The organism is Lentzea sp. NPDC005914 (genome assembly GCF_040629405.1).
Lineage (GTDB): Bacteria > Actinomycetota > Actinomycetes > Mycobacteriales > Pseudonocardiaceae > Lentzea.
In genome coordinates this window covers 1-19668 of the sequence record NZ_JBEXVQ010000018.1, presented here as the reverse complement: position 1 = coordinate 19668, position 19668 = coordinate 1, and the positions used below count along the sequence as shown (strand labels likewise).

Annotated in this window: 16 protein-coding genes and 1 pseudogene; 6 read left to right on the top strand and 11 right to left on the bottom strand. The window is 67.9% G+C overall.

Annotation, left to right across the window (positions count from 1 at the left end; all coding sequences use genetic code 11):
- Positions 1 to 19 precede the first annotated feature (19 nt).
- Positions 20 to 1252: a cyclopropane-fatty-acyl-phospholipid synthase family protein gene (locus ABZ345_RS24970; RefSeq protein WP_359853200.1), complete on the bottom strand. Its 1233-nt coding sequence runs from the start codon at positions 1250 to 1252 to the stop codon at positions 20 to 22.
- Positions 1253 to 2503, bottom strand: coding sequence for an FAD-binding oxidoreductase (locus ABZ345_RS24965; RefSeq protein ID WP_359853642.1), 1251 nt, complete (start codon positions 2501 to 2503; stop codon positions 1253 to 1255). It lies immediately after the preceding gene.
- 170 nt (positions 2504 to 2673) lie between these two features.
- Between ABZ345_RS24965 and ABZ345_RS24960 the strand changes: the two genes are divergently transcribed.
- Positions 2674 to 4209: an acyl-CoA dehydrogenase family protein gene (locus ABZ345_RS24960; protein WP_359853198.1), complete on the top strand. Its 1536-nt coding sequence runs from the start codon at positions 2674 to 2676 to the stop codon at positions 4207 to 4209.
- Here the strand turns inward: ABZ345_RS24960 and ABZ345_RS24955 are convergent.
- The 4 genes from ABZ345_RS24955 to ABZ345_RS24940 all read right to left on the bottom strand — a co-directional run bounded on the left by ABZ345_RS24955 (position 4206) and on the right by ABZ345_RS24940 (position 9795).
- Complete coding sequence (locus ABZ345_RS24955; protein ID WP_359853196.1) at positions 4206 to 5357, bottom strand: acyl-CoA dehydrogenase family protein; 1152 nt, start codon at positions 5355 to 5357, stop codon at positions 4206 to 4208. The two genes, ABZ345_RS24960 and ABZ345_RS24955, sit on opposite strands and share 4 nt — an antisense overlap.
- Positions 5358 to 5362: 5 nt before the next feature.
- Complete coding sequence (locus ABZ345_RS24950) at positions 5363 to 7276, bottom strand: acetyl/propionyl/methylcrotonyl-CoA carboxylase subunit alpha (RefSeq protein WP_359853194.1); 1914 nt, start codon at positions 7274 to 7276, stop codon at positions 5363 to 5365.
- Between the two features lie 2 nt (positions 7277 to 7278).
- Positions 7279 to 8868, bottom strand: coding sequence for a carboxyl transferase domain-containing protein (locus tag ABZ345_RS24945; RefSeq protein WP_359853192.1), 1590 nt, complete (start codon positions 8866 to 8868; stop codon positions 7279 to 7281).
- Between the two features lie 138 nt (positions 8869 to 9006).
- A complete protein-coding gene (locus ABZ345_RS24940; RefSeq protein WP_359853190.1) occupies positions 9007 to 9795 on the bottom strand; it encodes an SGNH/GDSL hydrolase family protein in 789 nt (262 codons plus the stop codon).
- 163 nt (positions 9796 to 9958) lie between these two features.
- On the opposite strand from ABZ345_RS24940, the gene ABZ345_RS24935 reads away from it, so the two are divergent.
- On the top strand, positions 9959 to 10531 hold the full coding sequence (locus tag ABZ345_RS24935; protein WP_359853187.1) for a TetR/AcrR family transcriptional regulator: 573 nt from the start codon (positions 9959 to 9961) through the stop codon (positions 10529 to 10531).
- A gap of 41 nt (positions 10532 to 10572) precedes the next feature.
- Positions 10573 to 11082, top strand: a pseudogene (locus tag ABZ345_RS24930) (phospholipase A2); the annotation flags it as partial.
- Positions 11083 to 12415: 1333 nt separating this feature from the next.
- Here the strand turns inward: ABZ345_RS24930 and ABZ345_RS24925 are convergent.
- From ABZ345_RS24925 to ABZ345_RS24910, 4 genes are all read right to left on the bottom strand, one after another.
- A complete protein-coding gene (locus ABZ345_RS24925; protein WP_359853184.1) occupies positions 12416 to 13420 on the bottom strand; it encodes an acyltransferase in 1005 nt (334 codons plus the stop codon).
- Positions 13417 to 14121, bottom strand: a complete 705-nt coding sequence (locus ABZ345_RS24920; protein WP_359853181.1) for an alpha/beta hydrolase — start codon at positions 14119 to 14121, stop codon at positions 13417 to 13419. The genes ABZ345_RS24925 and ABZ345_RS24920 overlap by 4 nt, the downstream gene beginning before the upstream one ends.
- A gap of 62 nt (positions 14122 to 14183) precedes the next feature.
- Positions 14184 to 14837, bottom strand: a complete 654-nt coding sequence (locus ABZ345_RS24915; RefSeq protein ID WP_359853179.1) for a response regulator transcription factor — start codon at positions 14835 to 14837, stop codon at positions 14184 to 14186.
- Positions 14834 to 15952, bottom strand: a complete 1119-nt coding sequence (locus ABZ345_RS24910) for a histidine kinase (RefSeq protein ID WP_359853177.1) — start codon at positions 15950 to 15952, stop codon at positions 14834 to 14836. Before ABZ345_RS24910 ends, ABZ345_RS24915 begins: the two co-directional genes overlap by 4 nt.
- 120 nt (positions 15953 to 16072) lie before the next feature.
- On the opposite strand from ABZ345_RS24910, the gene ABZ345_RS24905 reads away from it, so the two are divergent.
- Positions 16073 to 16579 (top strand): hypothetical protein, encoded by a 507-nt coding sequence (locus tag ABZ345_RS24905; protein WP_359853174.1) that lies wholly within the window; start codon positions 16073 to 16075, stop codon positions 16577 to 16579.
- Here the strand turns inward: ABZ345_RS24905 and ABZ345_RS24900 are convergent.
- Entirely contained in the window at positions 16551 to 17660 is a 1110-nt protein-coding gene (locus tag ABZ345_RS24900) for an erythromycin esterase family protein (RefSeq protein ID WP_359853172.1), read from the bottom strand. The two genes, ABZ345_RS24905 and ABZ345_RS24900, sit on opposite strands and share 29 nt — an antisense overlap.
- A gap of 79 nt (positions 17661 to 17739) precedes the next feature.
- Between ABZ345_RS24900 and ABZ345_RS24895 the strand changes: the two genes are divergently transcribed.
- Together ABZ345_RS24895 and ABZ345_RS24890 are read left to right on the top strand one after the other, a co-directional pair.
- Entirely contained in the window at positions 17740 to 18420 is a 681-nt protein-coding gene (locus ABZ345_RS24895; RefSeq protein WP_359853169.1) for a TioE family transcriptional regulator, read from the top strand.
- Between the two features lie 9 nt (positions 18421 to 18429).
- Entirely contained in the window at positions 18430 to 19437 is a 1008-nt protein-coding gene (locus ABZ345_RS24890; protein WP_359853166.1) for a Gfo/Idh/MocA family oxidoreductase, read from the top strand.
- Positions 19438 to 19668: the final 231 nt, after the last annotated feature.

The window sequence follows — 19668 nt, the reverse complement described above, 5'->3', positions numbered from 1 at the left end:
AAGAGCCGCCCGCCACCGGTCAGGAAAGCCAGTCCGGGCGCAACGGCATGTGCGACTTCGTCCCGTCCAGCTTCACCCCGAGCACCTGGTGCAACTGGATGTTGTTGCGGTCGAACCCGAGCCGTGACGCAGCCAGGTACAGCCGCCACACCCGAGCCCGAGCCTCCCCGACCTCCTCGACCGCCTCTTCCCAGTGCGCGTCCAGGTTGCGGCTCCACGCCGCGAGAGTCAGCGAGTAGTGCTCGCGGATGTTCTCCTCGTGCCGCACCTCGAACCCGGTGTCGTGCATCAACGACACGATGTGGCCGGGCCCGACCAGCTCGCCGTCCGGGAACACGTACCGGTTGATGAACGGCCCGGACAACGCTTTCTCCTTGTTGTTCGGCCTGGTGATGCAGTGGTTCAGCATCCGTCCACCGGGCTTGAGCTTCCCGTACAACGACGAGAAGTACCCCGGCAACTTGGCCTTGCCGATGTGTTCGGTCAGACCGATCGACGACACCGCGTCGAACCCGGACTCCCGGACGTCGCGGTAGTCGAGGTGCCGGACCTCCGCCAGGTCCGACAACCCGGCCTCGACGATGGCCTTCTGCGCCCATTCGGCCTGGTTGCGAGAAAGCGTCACGCCGATCGCCCGCACCCCGTACTCACGGGCCGCGTGCATGACCATGCCGCCCCAGCCGCAGCCGACGTCCAGCAGTTTCATGCCGGGCTGCAGACCGAGCTTGCGCGCGACCAGGTCGTGCTTGGCGAACTGGGCTTCCTCCAAAGTGGACTCCAGCGACGGGTACACCGCGCAGGTGTAGGCCATCGACGGGCCGAGGATCCACTCGTAGAACTGGTTGGAGACGTCGTAGTGGTGGGCGATGGCGGCCTGGTCACGTGCCTTGGAGTGACGCAGGCCGCGCAGCCTGGTCTCCTGCGGCGGTGGGGCCACCTTGTGCGACAGGCGAACCCGGCCCAGGAACCGCAGCAGCTCGACGCGTTGCAGCCACGGGAGCTCGCGCAGGGACAACTCGGACAGCTGGGAGAGCCCGGCGTGCACGTCGCCGAGGATCTCCAGGTGACCGGTCACGTAGGCACGGGCCAGGCCGAGCTCACCCGGTGCGGAAGCCAGGTAGGACAAGGCTTCCGGTGTCTTGATGTCGATGGACACCGAGGCCGCTTCCGGCCCGGCGGTACTGCCGTCGTAGGCCTGGAAGCGAACGTCGCTGCCACCTGTGATGCGCTGAAAAATGGAGGCCAACCGCATTCATCGTCCCCTGACACACTTGGCGTACAGATCAGGCAAGCGGTTCGTCTGGTCGTACCGGCTCTTCACGGACCGGTAGTGCGAACCGTTGTAATGCCGCCAGAAATCGTCCTCCTCGTAGTAGGAGTCCGAGTACAGCGACTTGTGACCGCCCAGCCGCGCCACCTCGCGCTCGATCAACCGGTTTCGGTCACCCATCTTCTCCCCCGGCCGCACCGGGACCTCCGACCAGAACCCGACGTTGACGTACAACGTGTCCTTGTCCATCGGGTACAGCGGCCATCCCGTGGTGTCACGCAGGCGAACCGGGCACAGCCACACCGGCGCGATGCCGATCTCGCGGTCGAAGAAGTCGAGGAAGTCGGCCAACGCACCGACCGGGATCTCCACGTCCTGGATCACCGGTTCCACGTCGACCCGCGGCCTCAACTGCCGGTGCTTGGCCACGAGCTTGCGGTACACGTCCGAACGCAGGTAGCGCTTGGGCCACAGCCTTCGCACCACCGGGTTCTGCGCACCGAACGCGCGGGAGCACCAGAACCAGTCGGTGTCCCAGCGCCACAGGTAGTCGTGGATGGTCAGGTGGTCCGTGCGGCGTTTCTGGATGGACTTGTAGTAGATCTGGTTTCCGGTGTAGTCGGACGTGTACGGCGCGATGTCGGCGTAATGCCCCAACGTCAGGTACATCTCGCCGCGCGAGAACACCGTGCCGTCGACGAAGTCCGCCGAACCGTCCGAACACACCTCCTCGATGACGGCCGCGCATTCGGCGAAAGAGCCGAAAGGCACGTGCCGCAACCGGACGTACTGCCGCACCGGTTCCAGCTCGATCTCCAGCCGCAGCGCGTAACCCAGCGTCCCGTAGGAGTTGGGGAACGCGCGGAACAGGTCGTCGTCCGGTTTGGCGATCACGACCTCGCCGTCACCGGTGAGGATCTCCAACTCCCGCACGGACTCGTGCGGAAGGCCGTTGCGGAAGGACGTGGACTCGATGCCCAGTCCCGCCACCGCGCCGCCGATCGTGATCGTCTTGAGCTGCGGCACCACCAGCGGCATCAGGCCGTGGCGCAGCGTTGCGGCGACGAGGTTCTCGTAGGTGGTCATGCCCTGCACCTGCGCGGTGCGTCCGACCGGGTCCACCGCCAGCACCCGGTCGAACCTGCCGACGTCCAGCCCGCCCGACTGCTCGGCGCGGAACCGGAACAGGTTCGACGTCTTCTTCGCGAGCCGCACCGGCGCACCTTCGCGCATCGCGGCGTACTGCGCGGTCAACGCAGCAACGGCCGTGCTGTGCCCATGGTCACTCACCAGAACGACGTTATTCCTCGTCAGCGCCGTTGGCACGCCCAAAAGCCCGAATGGGCCAGCGATCTTTCGTCGCACCCTGCCGAAAGTTACTTACCGGTAGTAGCGTGCGAGGCATGGCTACGCACGAGGTGACCAACCAGGTTCCGCCGCTGAGCGGTCACGACGTCGCGGACGATCCTGCCCTGCTCAGCTGGGTCGACGACGCCGAACTGCACTCGGTGGGCACGCTCGCGGGCAGCGCCGAGTGGCAGGAGCGCGGACGCCTCGCGAACACGTATCCGCCGGTCCTGCACACGCACGACCGGTACGGGAACCGGATCGACGAGGTCGAGTTCCACCCTGCGTGGCACGAACTGATGGACGTCGCCGTCTCGCACGGATTGCACGCATATGTCGATGGCGAGCATCTCGAGAGGGCCGCCAAGTTCTACGTGTGGTCTCAGGTCGAGGCAGGCCACGGATGCCCGATTTCGATGACTTATGCATCGGTGCCCGCTTTGCGCGTCGCACCGGAACTGGCTGAAATCTACGAACCGCTTCTCACCATTCGGAACTACGACTTCGGTCTCAAGGCTCCTCTCACCAAGCGCGGCCTCATCGCCGGCATGTCGATGACGGAGAAACAGGGCGGATCGGACGTCCGCGCGAACACCACGGTCGCGAAGCCGGTCGACGACGGCTATGTGTTGACCGGGCACAAATGGTTCACGTCGGCACCGATGTCCGATGTGTTCCTCACCTTGGCGCAGGCGCCAGGAGGGCTGACCTGCTTCCTGGTGCCGCGGGTGCTGCCGGACGGCACGCGCAACCGGTTCTTCCTGCAGCGGCTGAAGGACAAGCTGGGCAACAAGTCCAACGCGTCCGCCGAGATCGAGTACGACGAGGCGTTCGCCCACCGAGTCGGTGATGAGGGTCGCGGCGTGCGGACGATCATCGAGATGGTCAACATGACCCGCCTCGACTGCGTTCTCGGCTCAGCGGCAGGCATGCGGGCCGGCCTGAGGCAGGCTGCGCACCACGCCGCGCACCGCAAGGCGTTCGGGAGCTACCTGATCGACCAGCCGGCGATGCGCAACGTGCTGGCGGACTTGGCTGTGGAGTCCGAGGCGGCCACGACGGCGGCGATGTGGCTTGCGCAGCACCGGCCGCGGCTCGGCCTCGCGGTCACCAAGTACTGGGTGTGCAAGCGCGGTCCGGTGCACGCGGCCGAGGCTCTGGAGTGTTTGGGCGGCAACGGTTACATCGAGGACAGCGGGATGCCTCGGCTGTTCCGGGAGTCGCCGTTGATGTCGATCTGGGAGGGCTCCGGCAACGTCGCCGCTCTGGACGTGCTGCGGGCGATGAAGAAGGAACCCGAGTCGGTGCAGGAGTTCCTCAGCGTCGTCTCCGGCGTCGATCAACGCATCGACAAGGCGTTGAACGAGCTGGGCACCGCTCTGTCCGATGTGGACGAGTCGCAGGCACGCCGGGTCGTGGAGAAGATGGCGCTGATCCTGCAGGGTGCCCTGCTGGTCAAGCACGGACACCCTGCAGTCGCGGACGCGTTCCTGGGCTCGCGGCTCGGCGGTGACTGGGGAGTCGCATTCGGCACGCTCCCCAAGAACACCGACTTCAGCGCGATCATCGACCGCGCTGTGCCCAAGATCTAAAGGCCGAGCTCGCGGGCGATCAGCATCTTCTGCACCTCGGAGGTGCCCTCGCCGATCTCCAGGATCTTGGCGTCGCGGTAGAAGCGGCCGACCGGGTACTCGTTCATGAAGCCGTACCCGCCGAAGATCTGCGTGGCGTCCCTGGCGTTGTCCATCGCCGCCTCGGACGACACGAGCTTCGCGATGGCCGCCTGCTTCTTGAACGGCTCGCCGCGCAACATCCGCGACGCCGCCTCGTAGTAGGCCAGGCGCGCGGTGTGCACGCGGGCCTCCATCTCGGCGATCTTGAACTGGATCGCCTGGTACGTCCCGATCTTCGCGCCGAACGTCTCGCGCTCATGGGCGTAGCGCACCGACTCGTCCACGCAACCCTGCGCCAGGCCGACGGACAGCGCGGCGATGGCGACACGGCCCTCGTCCAGCGTCCGCAGGAACTGGGCGAAGCCGCGGCCGCGCGTACCGAGCAGGTTCGCGGCGGGCACCCGGCAGTCCTGGAAGGACAGCTCACGGGTGTCCGAGGCGCACCAGCCGACCTTGGAGTACTTCTTCGACACCGTGAAGCCCGGCGTGCCGGACGGGACGATGATCGACGAGATCTCCTTGCGGCCGTCGGGCTGGGTTCCCGTGACCGCCGCGACGGTCACCAGGCCGGTGATGTCCGTGCCGGAGTTCGTGATGAACGCCTTGGTGCCGTTGATGACCCACTCGTCACCGTCGAGGCGGGCCGTGGTCGCGAGAGCGCCCGCGTCCGAACCGCTGCCCGGCTCGGTCAGGCCGAACGCGCCGAGCTTCTCGCCGGACGTGAGCGAAGGCAGCCACTCGGCCTTCTGCTCGTCGGTGCCGAAGCGGTAGATCGGCATGGCACCGAGCGAGGTCGCGGCCTCGACGGTGATCGCGACGGACGAGTCGACGCGGGCGAGCTCCTCCAGCGTCAGGCACAGCGCGAAGTAGTCACCGCCCATGCCGCCGTGCTCTTCGGGGAACGGCAGGCCGAGCAGGCCCATCTGCCCCATCTTCGCCACGATCGGGTACGGGAACTCGCAGCGCTCGTAGTAGTCGCCGATGACCGGGGCGACCTCGTCGCGGGCGAACTCCTCGACGGTCTTGCGCAGGTCCTCGTACTCGCTCGGGAGTCTGAAGTCCAACATCGGTGTCACTCCTCGTGAGAGACGACGAGGGCCAGCACCTGGTCGAGTTTGACCTGCTGGCCTGCTTGCACGTTCACTTCGGCGAGCACGCCGTCGACCGGTGCGGTCACGGTGTGCTCCATCTTCATGGCCTCGACCACGAACAACGCTTGACCGGCGGTCACCTCGTCGCCCTGCTGGGCGCGGACCACCAGCACGGTGCCGGGCATCGGCGACTTCACCGGACCACCGGAGGCAGCGGCACCACCGGAGGCACCGACCAGGAACTCGGCCTCGGTCAACGCCCAGGAGGCGCCGTCGTGACCGAGCCACAGCACGTCGCCGTCCCGCGCGATGGCGTACCGGCGCGACCCGACGAGCAGGTCCGCGCCTTCCCTCCGCGCACGGGCCTTGACCGGTTCTCCAGCGCCCACAACGACTTCGTCACCGCGAACCCGCACGTCGACGTCGTTGATCCGCCACGTCGTCCACGCGTGCTCGCCGAGGCGCCACCCGGAGAGCTCGTCCCACGGGTCGTCGCCGCGCGGTTCGATCGACCGCTCCAGACCCGCCGCCACGTACACCTCGTCGGGAATCTCGGCCGAGGTCAACGAGTCGAGCTTCCGCTCCACGAGACCGGTGTCGAGCGCGCCGGAGCGAACGTCCTCGTCACGCAGCAAAGCCCGCAGGAACGGGATGTTCGTCGTGACACCGAGCAGCACCATCTCGCCCAGCGCGTGGTCCAGGCGCCGCAACGCTTCCTCGCGGGTGCGGCCGTGCGCGATCACCTTGGCGAGCATCGGGTCGTAGTCAGAACCGACGACGAGTCCCTCGTACAGCCCCGAATCAACGCGGACCGACGTGGGCTCGCGCAGTGCCAGCACCCGTCCACCGGTCGGCAGGAAGCCGCGCGCCGGGTCCTCGGCGTAGACGCGTGCCTCGACCGAGTGCCCGGTCAGCTCGTACGAAAGCTCGAGCACCTGGCCGGCGGCGACGCGGAGCTGCCACTCGACCAGGTCGACGCCCGTGACCATCTCGGTCACCGGGTGCTCGACCTGCAGCCGGGTGTTCATCTCCATGAAGAAGTAATCGCCGGTCGAACCGTCCACGATGAACTCGACGGTGCCCGCGCCGACGTAGCCGCAGGACTTGGCCGCGTCGACCGCCGCGGAGCCCATCGCCTCGCGGACCTCAGGCGTCAGGAACGGCGACGGCGCCTCCTCGATGATCTTCTGGTGCCGTCGCTGCAGACTGCACTCGCGCTCACCGAGGTGGATCACGTTGCCGTGCGAGTCCGCCAGCACCTGGATCTCGATGTGCCGCGGGTTCGTGATGAACCGCTCGATCAGCAGCGTGTCGTCACCGAACGACCCGCGCGCCTCACGCCGTGCCGACTCGATGGCCTCACGCAACGAGGACTCTTCGTGCACCAGTCGCATGCCCTTGCCACCGCCACCGGCGGAAGGCTTGAGCAGCACGGGAAACCCGATCTCGGCGGCGGCCTCGACGAGCTCGTCGTCGGACATGCCCGCACGAGTCCGGCCCGGCACGACGGGAACACCCGCGGCCGACACCGTCAGCTTCGCGCGGATCTTGTCGCCCATCGCGTCGATCGCCGACGCGGGCGGGCCGACGAACACCACGCCGGCAGCGTCACAAGCCTTCGCGAACGCGGTGTTCTCGGCCAGGAAGCCGTAGCCGGGGTGAATCGCCTGCGCACCCGTGGACACGGCGGCCGCAACGATCTTCTCGATGGACAGGTACGAGTCACGAGCCGCCGCGGGCCCGATCCGCACGGCCTCGTCGGCCAGCCGGACGTGCAACGCATCGGCGTCCGCGTCGGAGTACACGGCGACGGAACGGATCCCGAGCGACCGCAGTGCGCGGATCACCCGAACCGCGATCTCCCCGCGGTTCGCCACCAGAACGCTGTCGAACATGATCACATCCGGAAGACGCCGTAGGAAACATCGTCGATGGGGGCGTTCGCCGCGGCGGACAACGCCAGCCCGAGCACCATGCGGGTGTCGCGCGGGTCGATCACGCCGTCGTCCCAGAGCCGCGCCGTCGAGTAGTACGGGTTGCCCTGGTCCTCGTACTGCTGACGGATCGGCGCCTTGAACGCCTCCTCGTCCTCCGCCGACCACTCGTCGCCGAGCTGGTCGCGCCGCACGGTCGCGAGAACCGACGCCGCCTGCTCACCACCCATCACGGAGATGCGCGCGTTCGGCCACATCCACAGGAAGCGCGGCGAGTACGCCCGTCCGCACATCGAGTAGTTGCCGGCGCCGAAGCTGCCACCGATGATCACGGTGAACTTCGGGACGCGCGCGCAGGCCACCGCGGTGACCATCTTGGCGCCGTGCTTGGCGATGCCGCCCGCCTCGTACTCGCGGCCGACCATGAACCCGGTGATGTTCTGCAGGAACACCAGCGGGATGGACCTCTTGTCGCACAGCTGGATGAAGTGCGCGCCCTTCACCGCCGACTCGCCGAACAGGATGCCGTTGTTGGCGACGATCCCGACCGGATGCCCGTGGATGCGCGCGAACCCCGTCACCAGGGTCGTGCCGTACTCCTTCTTGAACTCCTGGAACTTCGAGCCGTCCACGACCCGCGCGATGACCTCGCGCACGTCGTAGGGCGTCCGGGAATCCGTCGGCACCACACCGAAAAGATCGTCCGTGACCGCCGGAGCCTCGACCGGCGCGACGTCCCACGGGCGCTGCACGCGCGGTCCGAGCGTCGAGATGATCGAGCGGACCATCCTCAACGCGTGCGCGTCGTTCTCGGCGAGGTGGTCGGTGACACCGGACGTGCGCGAGTGCAGGTCTCCGCCACCAAGATCCTCAGCGCTGACAACCTCGCCGGTCGCGGCCTTCACCAGCGGCGGGCCGCCGAGGAAGATCGTCCCTTGGTTCCGCACGATGATCGCCTCGTCACTCATCGCGGGCACGTACGCGCCACCCGCGGTGCACGACCCGAGCACGGCGGCGATCTGCGGGATGCCTCGAGCTGACATCGTGGCCTGGTTGTAGAAGATCCGGCCGAAGTGCTCGCGGTCCGGGAACACGTCGTCCTGCTTGGGCAGGAACGCACCGCCGGAGTCGACCAGGTAGACGCACGGCAAGTTGTTCTGCAGCGCCACTTCCTGCGCGCGCAGGTGCTTCTTGACCGTGATCGGGTAGTAGGTGCCGCCCTTGACCGTGGCGTCGTTCGCGACGATCACGCACTCACGGCCGGAGACCCGTCCGACGCCGGTGATGATGCCCGCGGCCGGCGCCTCGTCGCCGTACATGCCGTTGGCGGCCAGCGGCGACAGCTCCAGGAACGGCGAACCGGGGTCGACCAGCGTGTCGACGCGGTCGCGGGGCAGCAGCTTGCCGCGGTCGACGTGCCGCTGACGGGTCTTCTCGGGACCGCCCAGTGCGGCGGTGGCGAGCTTGCCGCGCAGCTCGTCGACGAGTGCGGCGTGCTCCTTGGCGTAGCGGTCCGACGGCTCGGCGGCGCTGCGCAGGGCGGGTGCGTCCATGCTCCCCAGACCTCAGGTTAGCGGGCGTTAACTTCCTCATGTTAGCGCCCGCTAACCTACCGGTCCACCGGAACGCCTTGAGAGCCGCCACACCGCAGGTCAAGTGGCAAATCAGGCACTCCCACGTTCCGGAATAACCTAGCCGATGACCGACTGGAGCGCAGGCAGATAACCGCTGCGGTGCCCGTTCTGGTTCGGGTGGTACGACTCCTCGACAGGCCAGCTGAGGCTGTTCAGCCACCAGCTCGACGAGCAGATCTCGTGCCCGGTGAACGCCCCGCGCACGTCGGCGTAGCTGAACCCGGCCGCCGCCGCCCGCGCGCTGATGCCCGCGTGCAGTGCGTCAGCGCCGGAGTTGATCGCGGACCTCTTGGTGTCGCTCAGCCCGACGTTGCACGACCCCGGCACCTTGTAGAGACGCGGGTAGCCGAGGACCACGACCTTGGCGGACGGCGACTTCGACCTGACCGTGCCGTAGACGTTGTCGAGGAGTCCGGGAAGCGTGTTCGCGATGAAGGCCTTCGACTGATTCACCCGGTTGACGCAGTCTTGGTCTGAACCAAAAGTACAAGTCGTGACCACGTCGGTGAAGCCGGCGTCGTTGCCGCCGACCTGCAGGGTCACCAGCGTGGTCGAGGCCGCGAGCGACGAGACCTGGCTGTTCAGGACGTCGGATGTTCGTGCACCGGAACAGGCCACGGACTTGAAGGACGCCGGTGCGTGCGAGGCCGCCCACAGCGCCGGATAGGCGAGCGGGCCGCGCTTGCAGCTGCCACTGGAACCGTCGTACGAGCCCGTACCCAGGCCCGATGCGTACGAGTCGCCCAGCGCGACGTAGTTGACGGCGGCCGCACTGGCGGGGTTGGCCAGTGCGATGACGGCCGCGGCGGCGGTGACCACCGCGGCGAGGAAGTGAGCAGGACGCATCGAAGACTCCCGAAGGGGCCGCAGGGTGTGATGCATTGCAGGCCAATGGTTACCCACGAGTAAGACCTGTGTGAAGTATTCGTGAAGAGTCAACATTTGGGGCTTGTACCTGCGGAGATTCCACCCATCGGACGACTAGGTAAACGGCTGCTAACCTCCCCTGGTGGCCGAGAAACCCTCACGTCGGGACCAGATCCTCACCGCCGCGGCCGAGCTCTTCGCGCGGCACGGCTTCCACGGCGTGGGCATCGACGACATCGGCGCCGCCGTCGGCATCTCCGGTCCCGCGCTCTACCGCCACTTCCGCAGCAAGGACGCGATGCTCGGCGAGATGCTGACGTCGATCTCCGAACGGCTGCTCGACGGCGGCCAGGCCCGTGTGGACGCGGCGTCGACCGGCGAGGAAGCGTTGCGGGCGCTGGTCGGCTGGCACGTCGACTTCGCGCTGGACGACCCGGCGCTCATCACGGTGCAGATGCGGAACCTCGCGAACCTCACCGACCCGGACCGCCGGCGCGTGCGGGCGTTGCAGCGACGTTACGTCGAGGTGTGGGTCGAGACGATCAGGCGCACCGTGCCCGACTTCGACGAACCGACCGCGCGGGCGGCAGCGCACGCGGTGTTCGGGTTGATCAACTCAACGCCTCACAGCGCGCACCTCGACCGTGACCAGATGGCCGCGCTGTTGTCGCGCATGGCACTCGCGTCACTCACTCCGGTCGTCGTGACCTCGTGAATTGGCGATCACACGAGACCGTTCCGTAACCTTGCCCGACAATGGGCGCGCGCAAACTCCTCTTCCGACTCCCGGCCTGGTTCCGGTTCACGGTCATCACGCTCGCGGTGTTCGTGTGCGGGGTCATCGCCTCGCGCCCCGCGACCGGCGACGACGGGATGCCGCCCAGCGGTGACGTGGTGGCCGCGATCAACGCCGTCAACGCGTTCGTCGCGCCGTCCGCGACCCACGATCCGCAGGTCAACCTGCCGTCGGACTTCGACCGGCAGATGGGCCGCGATCCCAAGACGGTGACGGCGCCGGACGGGACGTTGCGGCTGGTCGACGCCTCCGGTGGCTGTTCCGGGCCCGCCGGCGACACCGAGTGGGACTTCAGCACCGGGTGCCGCGCGCACGACCTCGGTTACGACCTGTTGCGCTACGCCGAGGCGAAGGGGCATCCACTCGGGCAGGACGCGCGCAAGGCGCTGGACGACCGGCTCACGACCGACCTGCACACCCAGTGCCGGATGAACCCGCGCGGCTCGGAGTCGAGCTGTCACGCGGTCGCCGAGACCTACGCGCTGGGACTGAAGTTCAACTCGTGGCGCCAGCGCTGGGGACCGCCGGGGCACGAGCCCGTGGTGGCGTGGGCGTTCGGCAGTGCGATCGTCGTGTTCCTCCTGCTGGCGCGCCTGCACGGTCGTCGCCGCGAGGAGCTGCCCGCGGGCCCGCACGCCGCCACAGCGAACTCACTGCCGCTCGAGCGGGCGCACGCCAGGCAGGACCGGTACGCCACCTTCCTGCGGCTGTTCAGCCTCGTCCTCCTCGTTCTCGGCGAGACCGTGGCGACGCTCGCCCACCTGCGCGGTGCCGGCACGCCGTGGCTGTGGGCGTTGCAGGCGGTGCCGTTGTTCTTCTTCGCGGGCGGGCACGCGAACCTGCGGTCGTGGCAGGCGCACGAGGGCGGCTTCGGCTGCTGGGTGTCGTCGCGAACGTCGTGGCTGCTGCGGCCGGTGCTCGCGTTCGTGTTGCTGTGGGTGGTGTTGTTCGCGGCGTTGAACCTGCTCGACGTGCGGGTCGACGCGTACAGCCGCCTGATCACGCATCCGTTGTGGTTCCTCGGGGTCTACCTGCTCGCGGTGGCCGCGACGCCCGCCGCCGCGTGGCTGCACCAGCGCTTCCGCCGCACCGCGCCGTTCGTGCTGATGCTGGTGACGCTGGGCGTCGAGATCGCGCGCACGTCCACCGACTGGAAGACCGGCGGGTACGTGAACCTGATCGTCGGCGCGTTGCTGATGCAGCAGATCGGGTTCTTCTACGCCGACGGGACGTTGCAGAAGATCTCCCGCCGGACGCTGGCGGCGGTGGGCGCGGTCACGTTGCCGGCGCTGGTGTTCTTCAGCGACTACCCGCGTTCGATGATGGTGCTCGGGGTGGCGCAGGTGTGCGTGGCGCTGCTCGCTCGCGGCCGGGTCAGCGCATGGCTCGAGGGCCGTTCGTGGCACGTCGTGAACTTCGCGCGCCGGGCCCCGATGACGGTCTACCTGGCTTACCTGGCCGGTGTCGGGGCCGTGGTCGGGTTGCTCGGCGTCTCGCAGGCACCGATCTGGCTGGTGTTCCTGCTCGTGCCGCTCGTCCTGGTGTTCCACCGGTTCGAGGCTCGCATGATCGGGTTTTCGAAACTCGCGCACGAGTCGCACCGGACCAGGCTCGCGACCGCGATGGGCGTGGTGTTCGGGACGCTCGGCGTGCTCGGGTTCGTGGTGAGCGGGTTCCTCGGCGACGGGACGCTCGTACTGCTGCCGGTCGACCCGCTGCAGAACCTCATCCACCTGCTGCTGGGCTGGTACCTGATCCACACCGCGCGCACCGGCAGCTGCGACACCCGGTTGCCGTGGCTGCTCATGGCGCTGGCGTGCGTTCCGCCGATGCTGGCACTGGAACCGACTCCTCCCGTGGTGGTGCTGCACGCCGCGGCGCTCGGGCTCGCAGTGCTAGCAGCCATCCCCAGGTCACTGCCGCGCACACCGGCAGCCACAGCAGTCGTTGCCACACCCATCCCGGATGATCTGGTGGCAGCCGGAGCCACGGCAGCGCCAGCACCACGGTGATCAGCGCGCTCTGGTGGGCGAGGAAGATTCCCAGCGCGCGTTTGTTCAGCCACTGCACGGGTTTCTTCGTGCCGAGCCTGGTGAGCGCCGGTGCGATCGTGAGCACCAGACCGATCTGGGCGAACGCGAGGGCGAGCGTGGCGTAGTTCGGCGGGTTCAGGTTCGAGACCGCCGCGCCAGGGATGCCCACCGCTGCCGTCGGGTAGCCGCCGAAATGCGTCAGCATCGCGTACCCGATGACGCCCAGCACGAGCAGTGGCGGGCCTGGGATCTTCTTGCGCGCCAACGAGTAACCGAGCTGCCAGGCCGCCCACCACACCGCGTACGGCAGGACCAGGACCAGCAAGACCGGGACGAGCACACCCCACGAGTACTCGTCCAGCTTGCGCACCAACGGTTTCATCGCCAGCAACACCAGGTAGACGCCCAGGAACCACAGCGGCGTCGTGACCAGGAAGCCGATGTTGTAGGCAGTGCCCTGGTCCACGCCGCGCATCGACAGTCCGAAGAGGACGGCCGCCCACGCGCCCAGCATCAGCAGCGTGGGCACCGCGAGCTGCTTCAGCCGGGTGAGGAACGGGGTCTTCGAGTGGGCCGCCGCAAAGCCGCCGACGAAGAAGAACAGTCCGAGTGTCTGCAGCACCCAGCTCAGCGGCGTGAGCTGGGTCAGGTGCTTGAGCGGGCTGTCGATGTACATGCCGGTGGGCGTGTCGACCAGCGCGGTCACGAGCCAGTGCCCGAGCACGACGGTCACCACGGCGATCGCTCGCACGGCGTCGACGAACGGATTCCTCACAGCTTCTCCCCTGAAGCGATCTGCACGAGCGCGGCCAGCGTCTCGCTGCCCGGTTCGTAGTACGTGTCGTGCTTCCCACCTTCGAACCGCAGCACCGTTGCGCCGAAGTCGTCACTCGTCGGATCGGTGCCGTGCCCCAGGTCGAACAGCCGGACGTTAGGCACGAACCGCATCCAGTCCCCGCTCGAGCGGATGGCCCAGACGTGAGCCGCGGTTCCCAGGTCCGACACCGATTTCGCCCGCACACCGGGACTTCCGGTGAACACGATGTCGTCGACCTCCAGCTCGTGCGCGGCCAACGCCACCACCACCGAGCCGTAGCTGTGCCCGAACACGTGGACGCGAGCGTTGGTGTGCAAGGCGTTCACGAACTCCACGAGCGCGCCGGCGCCCTGACGTGCCAGCCCACCGGTGGCCGCGTCCACCCCGAGCCCTTGCGGCGTCCGGTATCCGAGCCACGCGATCACCGCGAGGTCGTCGCGGTGAGCCTGCTCGTACAGGTTGGTGGCCATCTTCCCGACGGTCCGGTCGAACCGGTCGACGTCCACGTCGGAACCCGGCACGACGACCACGACGTCACGCGCGGTGGCGAGATCACCGACGATCGCGACCCGGCGGGCGACGTCGGCACGCCACTCGGCGATCGACGGCGCGACGGACGGAACGGCGATCAGCAGGAGGAACAGGACGGCTCGGCGCATGAACCGAAACTAGGAAGACCACGTCCTCGCAATCGTCCCTCTGACGTGCTGTTTTCCCGCTGCTACCCCGGTACTACGAGCCCGCTCTCATACGCCGCGATGACCGCCTGGGCGCGGTCGCGCAGGCCGAGTTTGGTGAGCACGCGGCTCACGTGCGTCTTGACCGTCTGCTCGGCGAGCACCAGGTGCGCGGCGATCTCGGAGTTCGACAGACCCTGCGCGACCAGCACGAGGATCTCGGTCTCGCGTTCGGTCAACGCCTTGAGCTGCGCGGGCCGGACGCGTTCGGTGCGACGGGACTTCACGAAGTCCTCGATGAGGCGCTTCGTGATCGACGGCGCCAGCAGCGCGTCTCCCGCCGCCACAACGCGAACGGCGTTCAGCAACTCGCGGGCGGGCGCGTGCTTGAGCAGGAACCCGCTCGCACCGGCCTGCAACGCCTCGTAGACGTAGTCGTCGAGGTCGAAGGTGGTCAGCACGAGGACCTTGGTCTGCAGAGATCCGTCGAGCAGCAGACGAGTCGCGGTGAGGCCGTCCATTTCGGGCATGCGGACGTCCATCAGCACGACGTCCGGTTTGACGTTGCGCGCGAGTGCGACACCCTCCACGCCGTTGCCCGCCGCCCCGACGACCTCGATGTCCTCCTGGGCGCCCAGCAACGCGGAGAACCCCTCGCGCACCATCTCCTGGTCGTCCACCACGACCACCCTGATCACTTGTCCCCCAACGGAATCCGCGCCCTGACCATGAACCCGCCGTCTTCGGTCGACTTCACGGTGAGCGTGCCACCGTGGACCGACACGCGTTCACGCATGCCTACGAGCCCCTGCCCGCTGCCACCGCCCATGGACGGCCCACCGGCGGTGTTGATCACGATCACGTCGAGCTGACCCTCGTTCTTGTGCACGTGGACGGACGCCTTCGAGCCGGGCGCGTGCCTGGTGGCGTTCGTGAGCGCCTCCTGCACGATCCGGTACGCGGTCAGGCCGACCGCCTCCGGGACGTCGTCCACGTCGACCTCAGCCTCGTCTCCGGGCCTCGTCAGCTCGGGGATGCGGCTGATCCCGGGCTGCGGCTCGCGTTCGGGCTCCGCACCGTTCGTCCTGAGCACACCGAGCAGGCGTTGCATGTCGGTGATGGCTTCCCGTGCCGCTTCGCCGACTTCCGCGAACTCCTTCTGCGCTTCCTCGGTGAGGCCGGGCAGGCGGTAGGGCGCGGTCTCGCACCTGACGACGACCATCGACATGTGGTGCGCCACCACGTCGTGCATCTCACGCGCGATGCGGGCACGTTCCTCAAGAGCGGCCTTGGAGTTGCGTTCCTCCTCGAGCTCTCGTTCCGCACGTCCACGCGCGCCGAACAGGTAGACGACCGCCGTGATCGCGGGCACGGCGAAGGCCCACGACCCGTCGTACCGTTCGACGAACGGAACCAGCACCGTGCTGATCAACGTGGCGGTGGCGACGATCGGTCCCGAGTAGAACGCCGCCACGGCGACGAGCAGCGGCACCCCGGTCCAGTACTGGAAGGGCGCGGCTCCGTCCCCGCCCATCAGCAGGCCGACGAAGTAGTACCCGGCCGCCGCCAGCCGCCAGGCGTAGAGCGGAGACCAGATCAGCAGCACGTACGGCGCGAACGTGAGGACGAAGATGGCGACCCACCAGCCGTCGGAATCCGCCTGACGCACGTAGGCGACGCTGCCGACGACCGCCCAGACGAACGCGTAGATGATCAGGGCGGCGTGCACGGGAACGCGCAGACGCCCGAGCACCTTGGCAAGCACTCGGGTGCGATCGGGTCCGAGGATCGTTCGGTACAGCGTGCGAAACACCACCCGATGCTAGGTGGATCCGCTGATTCCCACATTGACCTGCGGAGTGACATACCCCGGTAGCACTCTGATCAAGATGGGGCATTGCGAACGCGTCACACCGCGCGGTAGGCAGTACCTGTGAGACCACCACAGGATCCAGATCGCTGGTCACGGCTGACCGCCGTGGCCGGTGAGGCGCTGGCTGCCGCCAGGGCCGGTGAGGACGCTGTGGCGGTGGACCTCGTGACCGGCTACCTCAGCGGGTCGCCCGAGGGCAACGAGGAGATCCGCGAGCTGGTGCTGCTGCTGTTCGCCGAGTGCAGCAGCATGGTCAGCGCGCTCGGCTCCGGCGGTGCCACGCCGGTGAAGATGCAGGTCTTCGACGAGGACGGCCGCGAGGTCCAGATCGACGACGCGGACCCGCCCGTGCGCACCGCGATCCGCGCACTTCTGGCCGAGGTGCACGGCGACCAGGACGCCGCGTCCGAGCAGATCGAGATCGCCCTCGCCAACGGCCAGCCGCAGGAGCTCGCGACCGTGGTCCTGCAAGCCCTGCGGTGGACCCTGAAGCTGGCGATCGAGTGCGAGACGCGCGACCTGCCCGTCGCGTCGTGGATCACCGCGTCACTGGACGACCAACCCTGACGTGCAGCAGGGCGTCCACGCCGGCCAGCAGGTGCTGGTCGAGCGGGAAGTAGTGCCACATCGCGTCCTGCCTGGCCGGCCCCTGCGGCTTGTCCTTCGTCATGCCCCAGGTGGTGAAACGGCTCTGCAGCTGGCCTTCGAGGGTTGCTTTGTCCGGTTCGCCCAGCCCGAAGCTGTCGTTGCGCCCGAGGGTGCCCGCGATGACCGTGTACTGGTCACCCAGCACGGGCGCCACGAGCGCGCCGGCCGAGAACCACTCGATCCGCTCGCCCGCCATCTCCATGCTGCTGTTGGTGCGCTGCAGGTGGGCGTTGTGGGCGTGCACGAACGTCCGCCCCCTGCCCGCCTCGGCCCTCCTGATCTCCAGCAGGTTCCGCGCCATCACACCGTCGCGCATCTGACACAGCCGGTTCAGCCGCACGCCCAACGGGTTCGGCTCCGCACACTCCCGGTGGTACTGAAGGAGGCTCAGCCCAGCCGTCAGCTGCGTTTCCGCGCGACTCCAGGCGTCGTCGACGGTCCTGCGCCGATGCAGCTGCCTGAGGAGCTCGGTGCCGATCTCGCGCAGCCTGATGGCCTCTTCGGACTTGCCGGGCGACTGGGTGAGGTCGAGAACGGCCTCGTCCCGGCTCCACTTCTCGTCGTCCGTGCTGAGATCGACCTCGACGCCCAGGTAGTCGCGGGCGTGCTCGAGGTAGGGCCGCGGGCTGGGCGCGCTGGTCGTCTCGGTCTGGAAGTCGAAGCCGTAGAACGAGAGTCGCTCGGCTTCCCCCTTGCCCGCGTTGTACTCGCGCATCCACGCGACCAGCTCGCGGTTGGCGGGCCAGTTCTCGCCGAAGCCGTGCGAGAACCCTTCCTTCATGACCGTGTCGAGATCACCCGGCCCGCCGTGCACGTAGTCGTTGACGAGCATTCCGCGGACGCGGCAGCTCTCCAGCGCGATCGACCGGTAGCCCAGCCCGGCCAGCTGCTCGAACAGCTCGTTGCGGATCCACGTGTGGGCGTGCTCGAGGTGCGTCGGCTCGCCGAACGCCAAGAGCTCGGTGAAGGGGCTGATGAACTCGCGAATGTCCTGGCTCATGTGGTTCAACCGTAACATTGAAAGCTCCGTTGAGACTTTTACGCAGTCCTTGCTTTTCCGTGCGTCTAAAGTCTCAACCGTGCGCCCCTCCGATCTAGCCCGCGAACACGGCCTCTCGACCCAGGCCGTCCGCAACTACGAGAAGTCCGGCTTCCTCCCGCCCGCCGAGCGCACCCCGTCCGGCTACCGCGTCTACACCCCGGTCCACGCCTCGGCCCTGCGCGCGTTCCTAGCCCTGATCCCCGCTTTCGGCCACGCGCGCGCCGGCCAGATCATGAACTCGATCCACTCGGGTTCGCTGGACGAGGTGCTGCTGGCCATCGACCGCGGCCACGAACAACTCCTCCGCGACCGCGAAACCCTGAACTCGGTCAGCCGCGCCGTCGAGGACCTGACCGACTTCGAGCCGGTCCTGGAACCACGCTCGATCGGCGAACTGGCCCGCCGCCTGGACGTCACTCCCGCCACTTTGAGGGCGTGGGAGGAGGCAGGAATCCTCGTCCCGTCCCGCGAACGGACCGGCTACCGCACGTTCACCGCCGAAGACGTCCGCGACGCCGAACTGGCCCACCTACTGCGTCGCGGCGGCTATCCGTTGGCGCGCATAGCTTTGGTGGTCTCCCAGATCCGCACCGCAGGCGGCACCGACACTCTGGCCACCGCCCTCTCCGACTGGCGCCACCGCCTGACCACCCGAGGCCTGGCCATGCTCACCGCCTCAGCCCGCCTCAACGAGTACCTGACCGCACGCGACGCTTAGTCTGACCACATGCGCACAGCTCTGGTCGGCTACGGACTAGGTGGGGCGGCTTTCCACGCCCCGTTCATCGCGGCGACCGACGGCCTGACCCTCTCCGCCGTCGTCACCGCAAACCCGGCCCGCCAAGCCGAGGTGCGCTCACGTTACCCGGACACCGCCCTTCTGTCCTCTCTGGACGAAGTCTGGTCCGGCAACTTCGACCTGGTGGTCATCACCACCCCGAACCGCTTCCACGCCACCCACGCCCGCCAAGTCCTCGAACACGGCCTGAACGTGGTGGTCGACAAGCCTTTCGCAGGCTCAGCCGCAGAAGCCCGAGCCCTGGCCTCGATCGCCTACTCCCGAGGCCTGATGCTCGTCCCGTTCCACAACCGCCGCTGGGACGGCGACTTCCTGACCGTCCAAAAGCTTCTGTCCACCAACGCCCTGGGCACCGTCCACAAGTTCGAGTCGCGCTTCGAACGCTACCGCCCGGAAATCAAGTCCTCCTGGAAGGAATCCGGCGACCCGGCAGACCTCGGCAGCATCCTCTTCGACCTCGGCACCCACCTGGTGGACCAATCCGTAGCCCTCTTCGGCCGCCCTTCATCCGTACACGCCGAAATCGCCACCGTCCGCCCAGGCGCCCGAGCCGACGACGACGTCTTCCTCTCCCTGACCCACGAGGGCGGCGTCCGCTCCCACCTGTGGATGAGCGCCCTGGCAGCCGACCTGGGCCCACGCTTCCGCGTACTGGGCCACGACGCCGCCTACGTCAAATACGGCATGGACCCGCAGGAAGACCGCCTCAAAGCAGGCGAAACACCGGCCGGCCCGGGTTGGGGCGAAGAGCCCGAATCAGCCTGGGGCACGCTGGGCGGCAAACCTCACCGCACGGAGCCGGGCGCCTACCAGAACTTCTACGCCTCCGTAGCCGCCGGCACGCCCCCGGTGTCCCCGCAGGACGCCGTGACGGGCCTGGAAGTGATCGAGGCCGCCAAACAGTCAGCCGCCACAGGCGACTCGGTCACTCTCTGACCTATACGGCGCGTCGAGAGATCACCTCAGGCGCCACAGCCGTGCAGCGGCGAGGCCGAAGGCGAGCAGTACCGATGGCGACGCCGAGGCAATGGCGACGCCGAAGGCGAGCTGCTTGTCCCGTGCGCTTCGGGTGGGGTCCCGTCACGAGTCGTGCCTCAGCTCTTGCCGCGCCAGGGCAGGGGTGGGGGCGCGGGACCCAATTTGAGCCGATGAAACCCCAAGCCACGG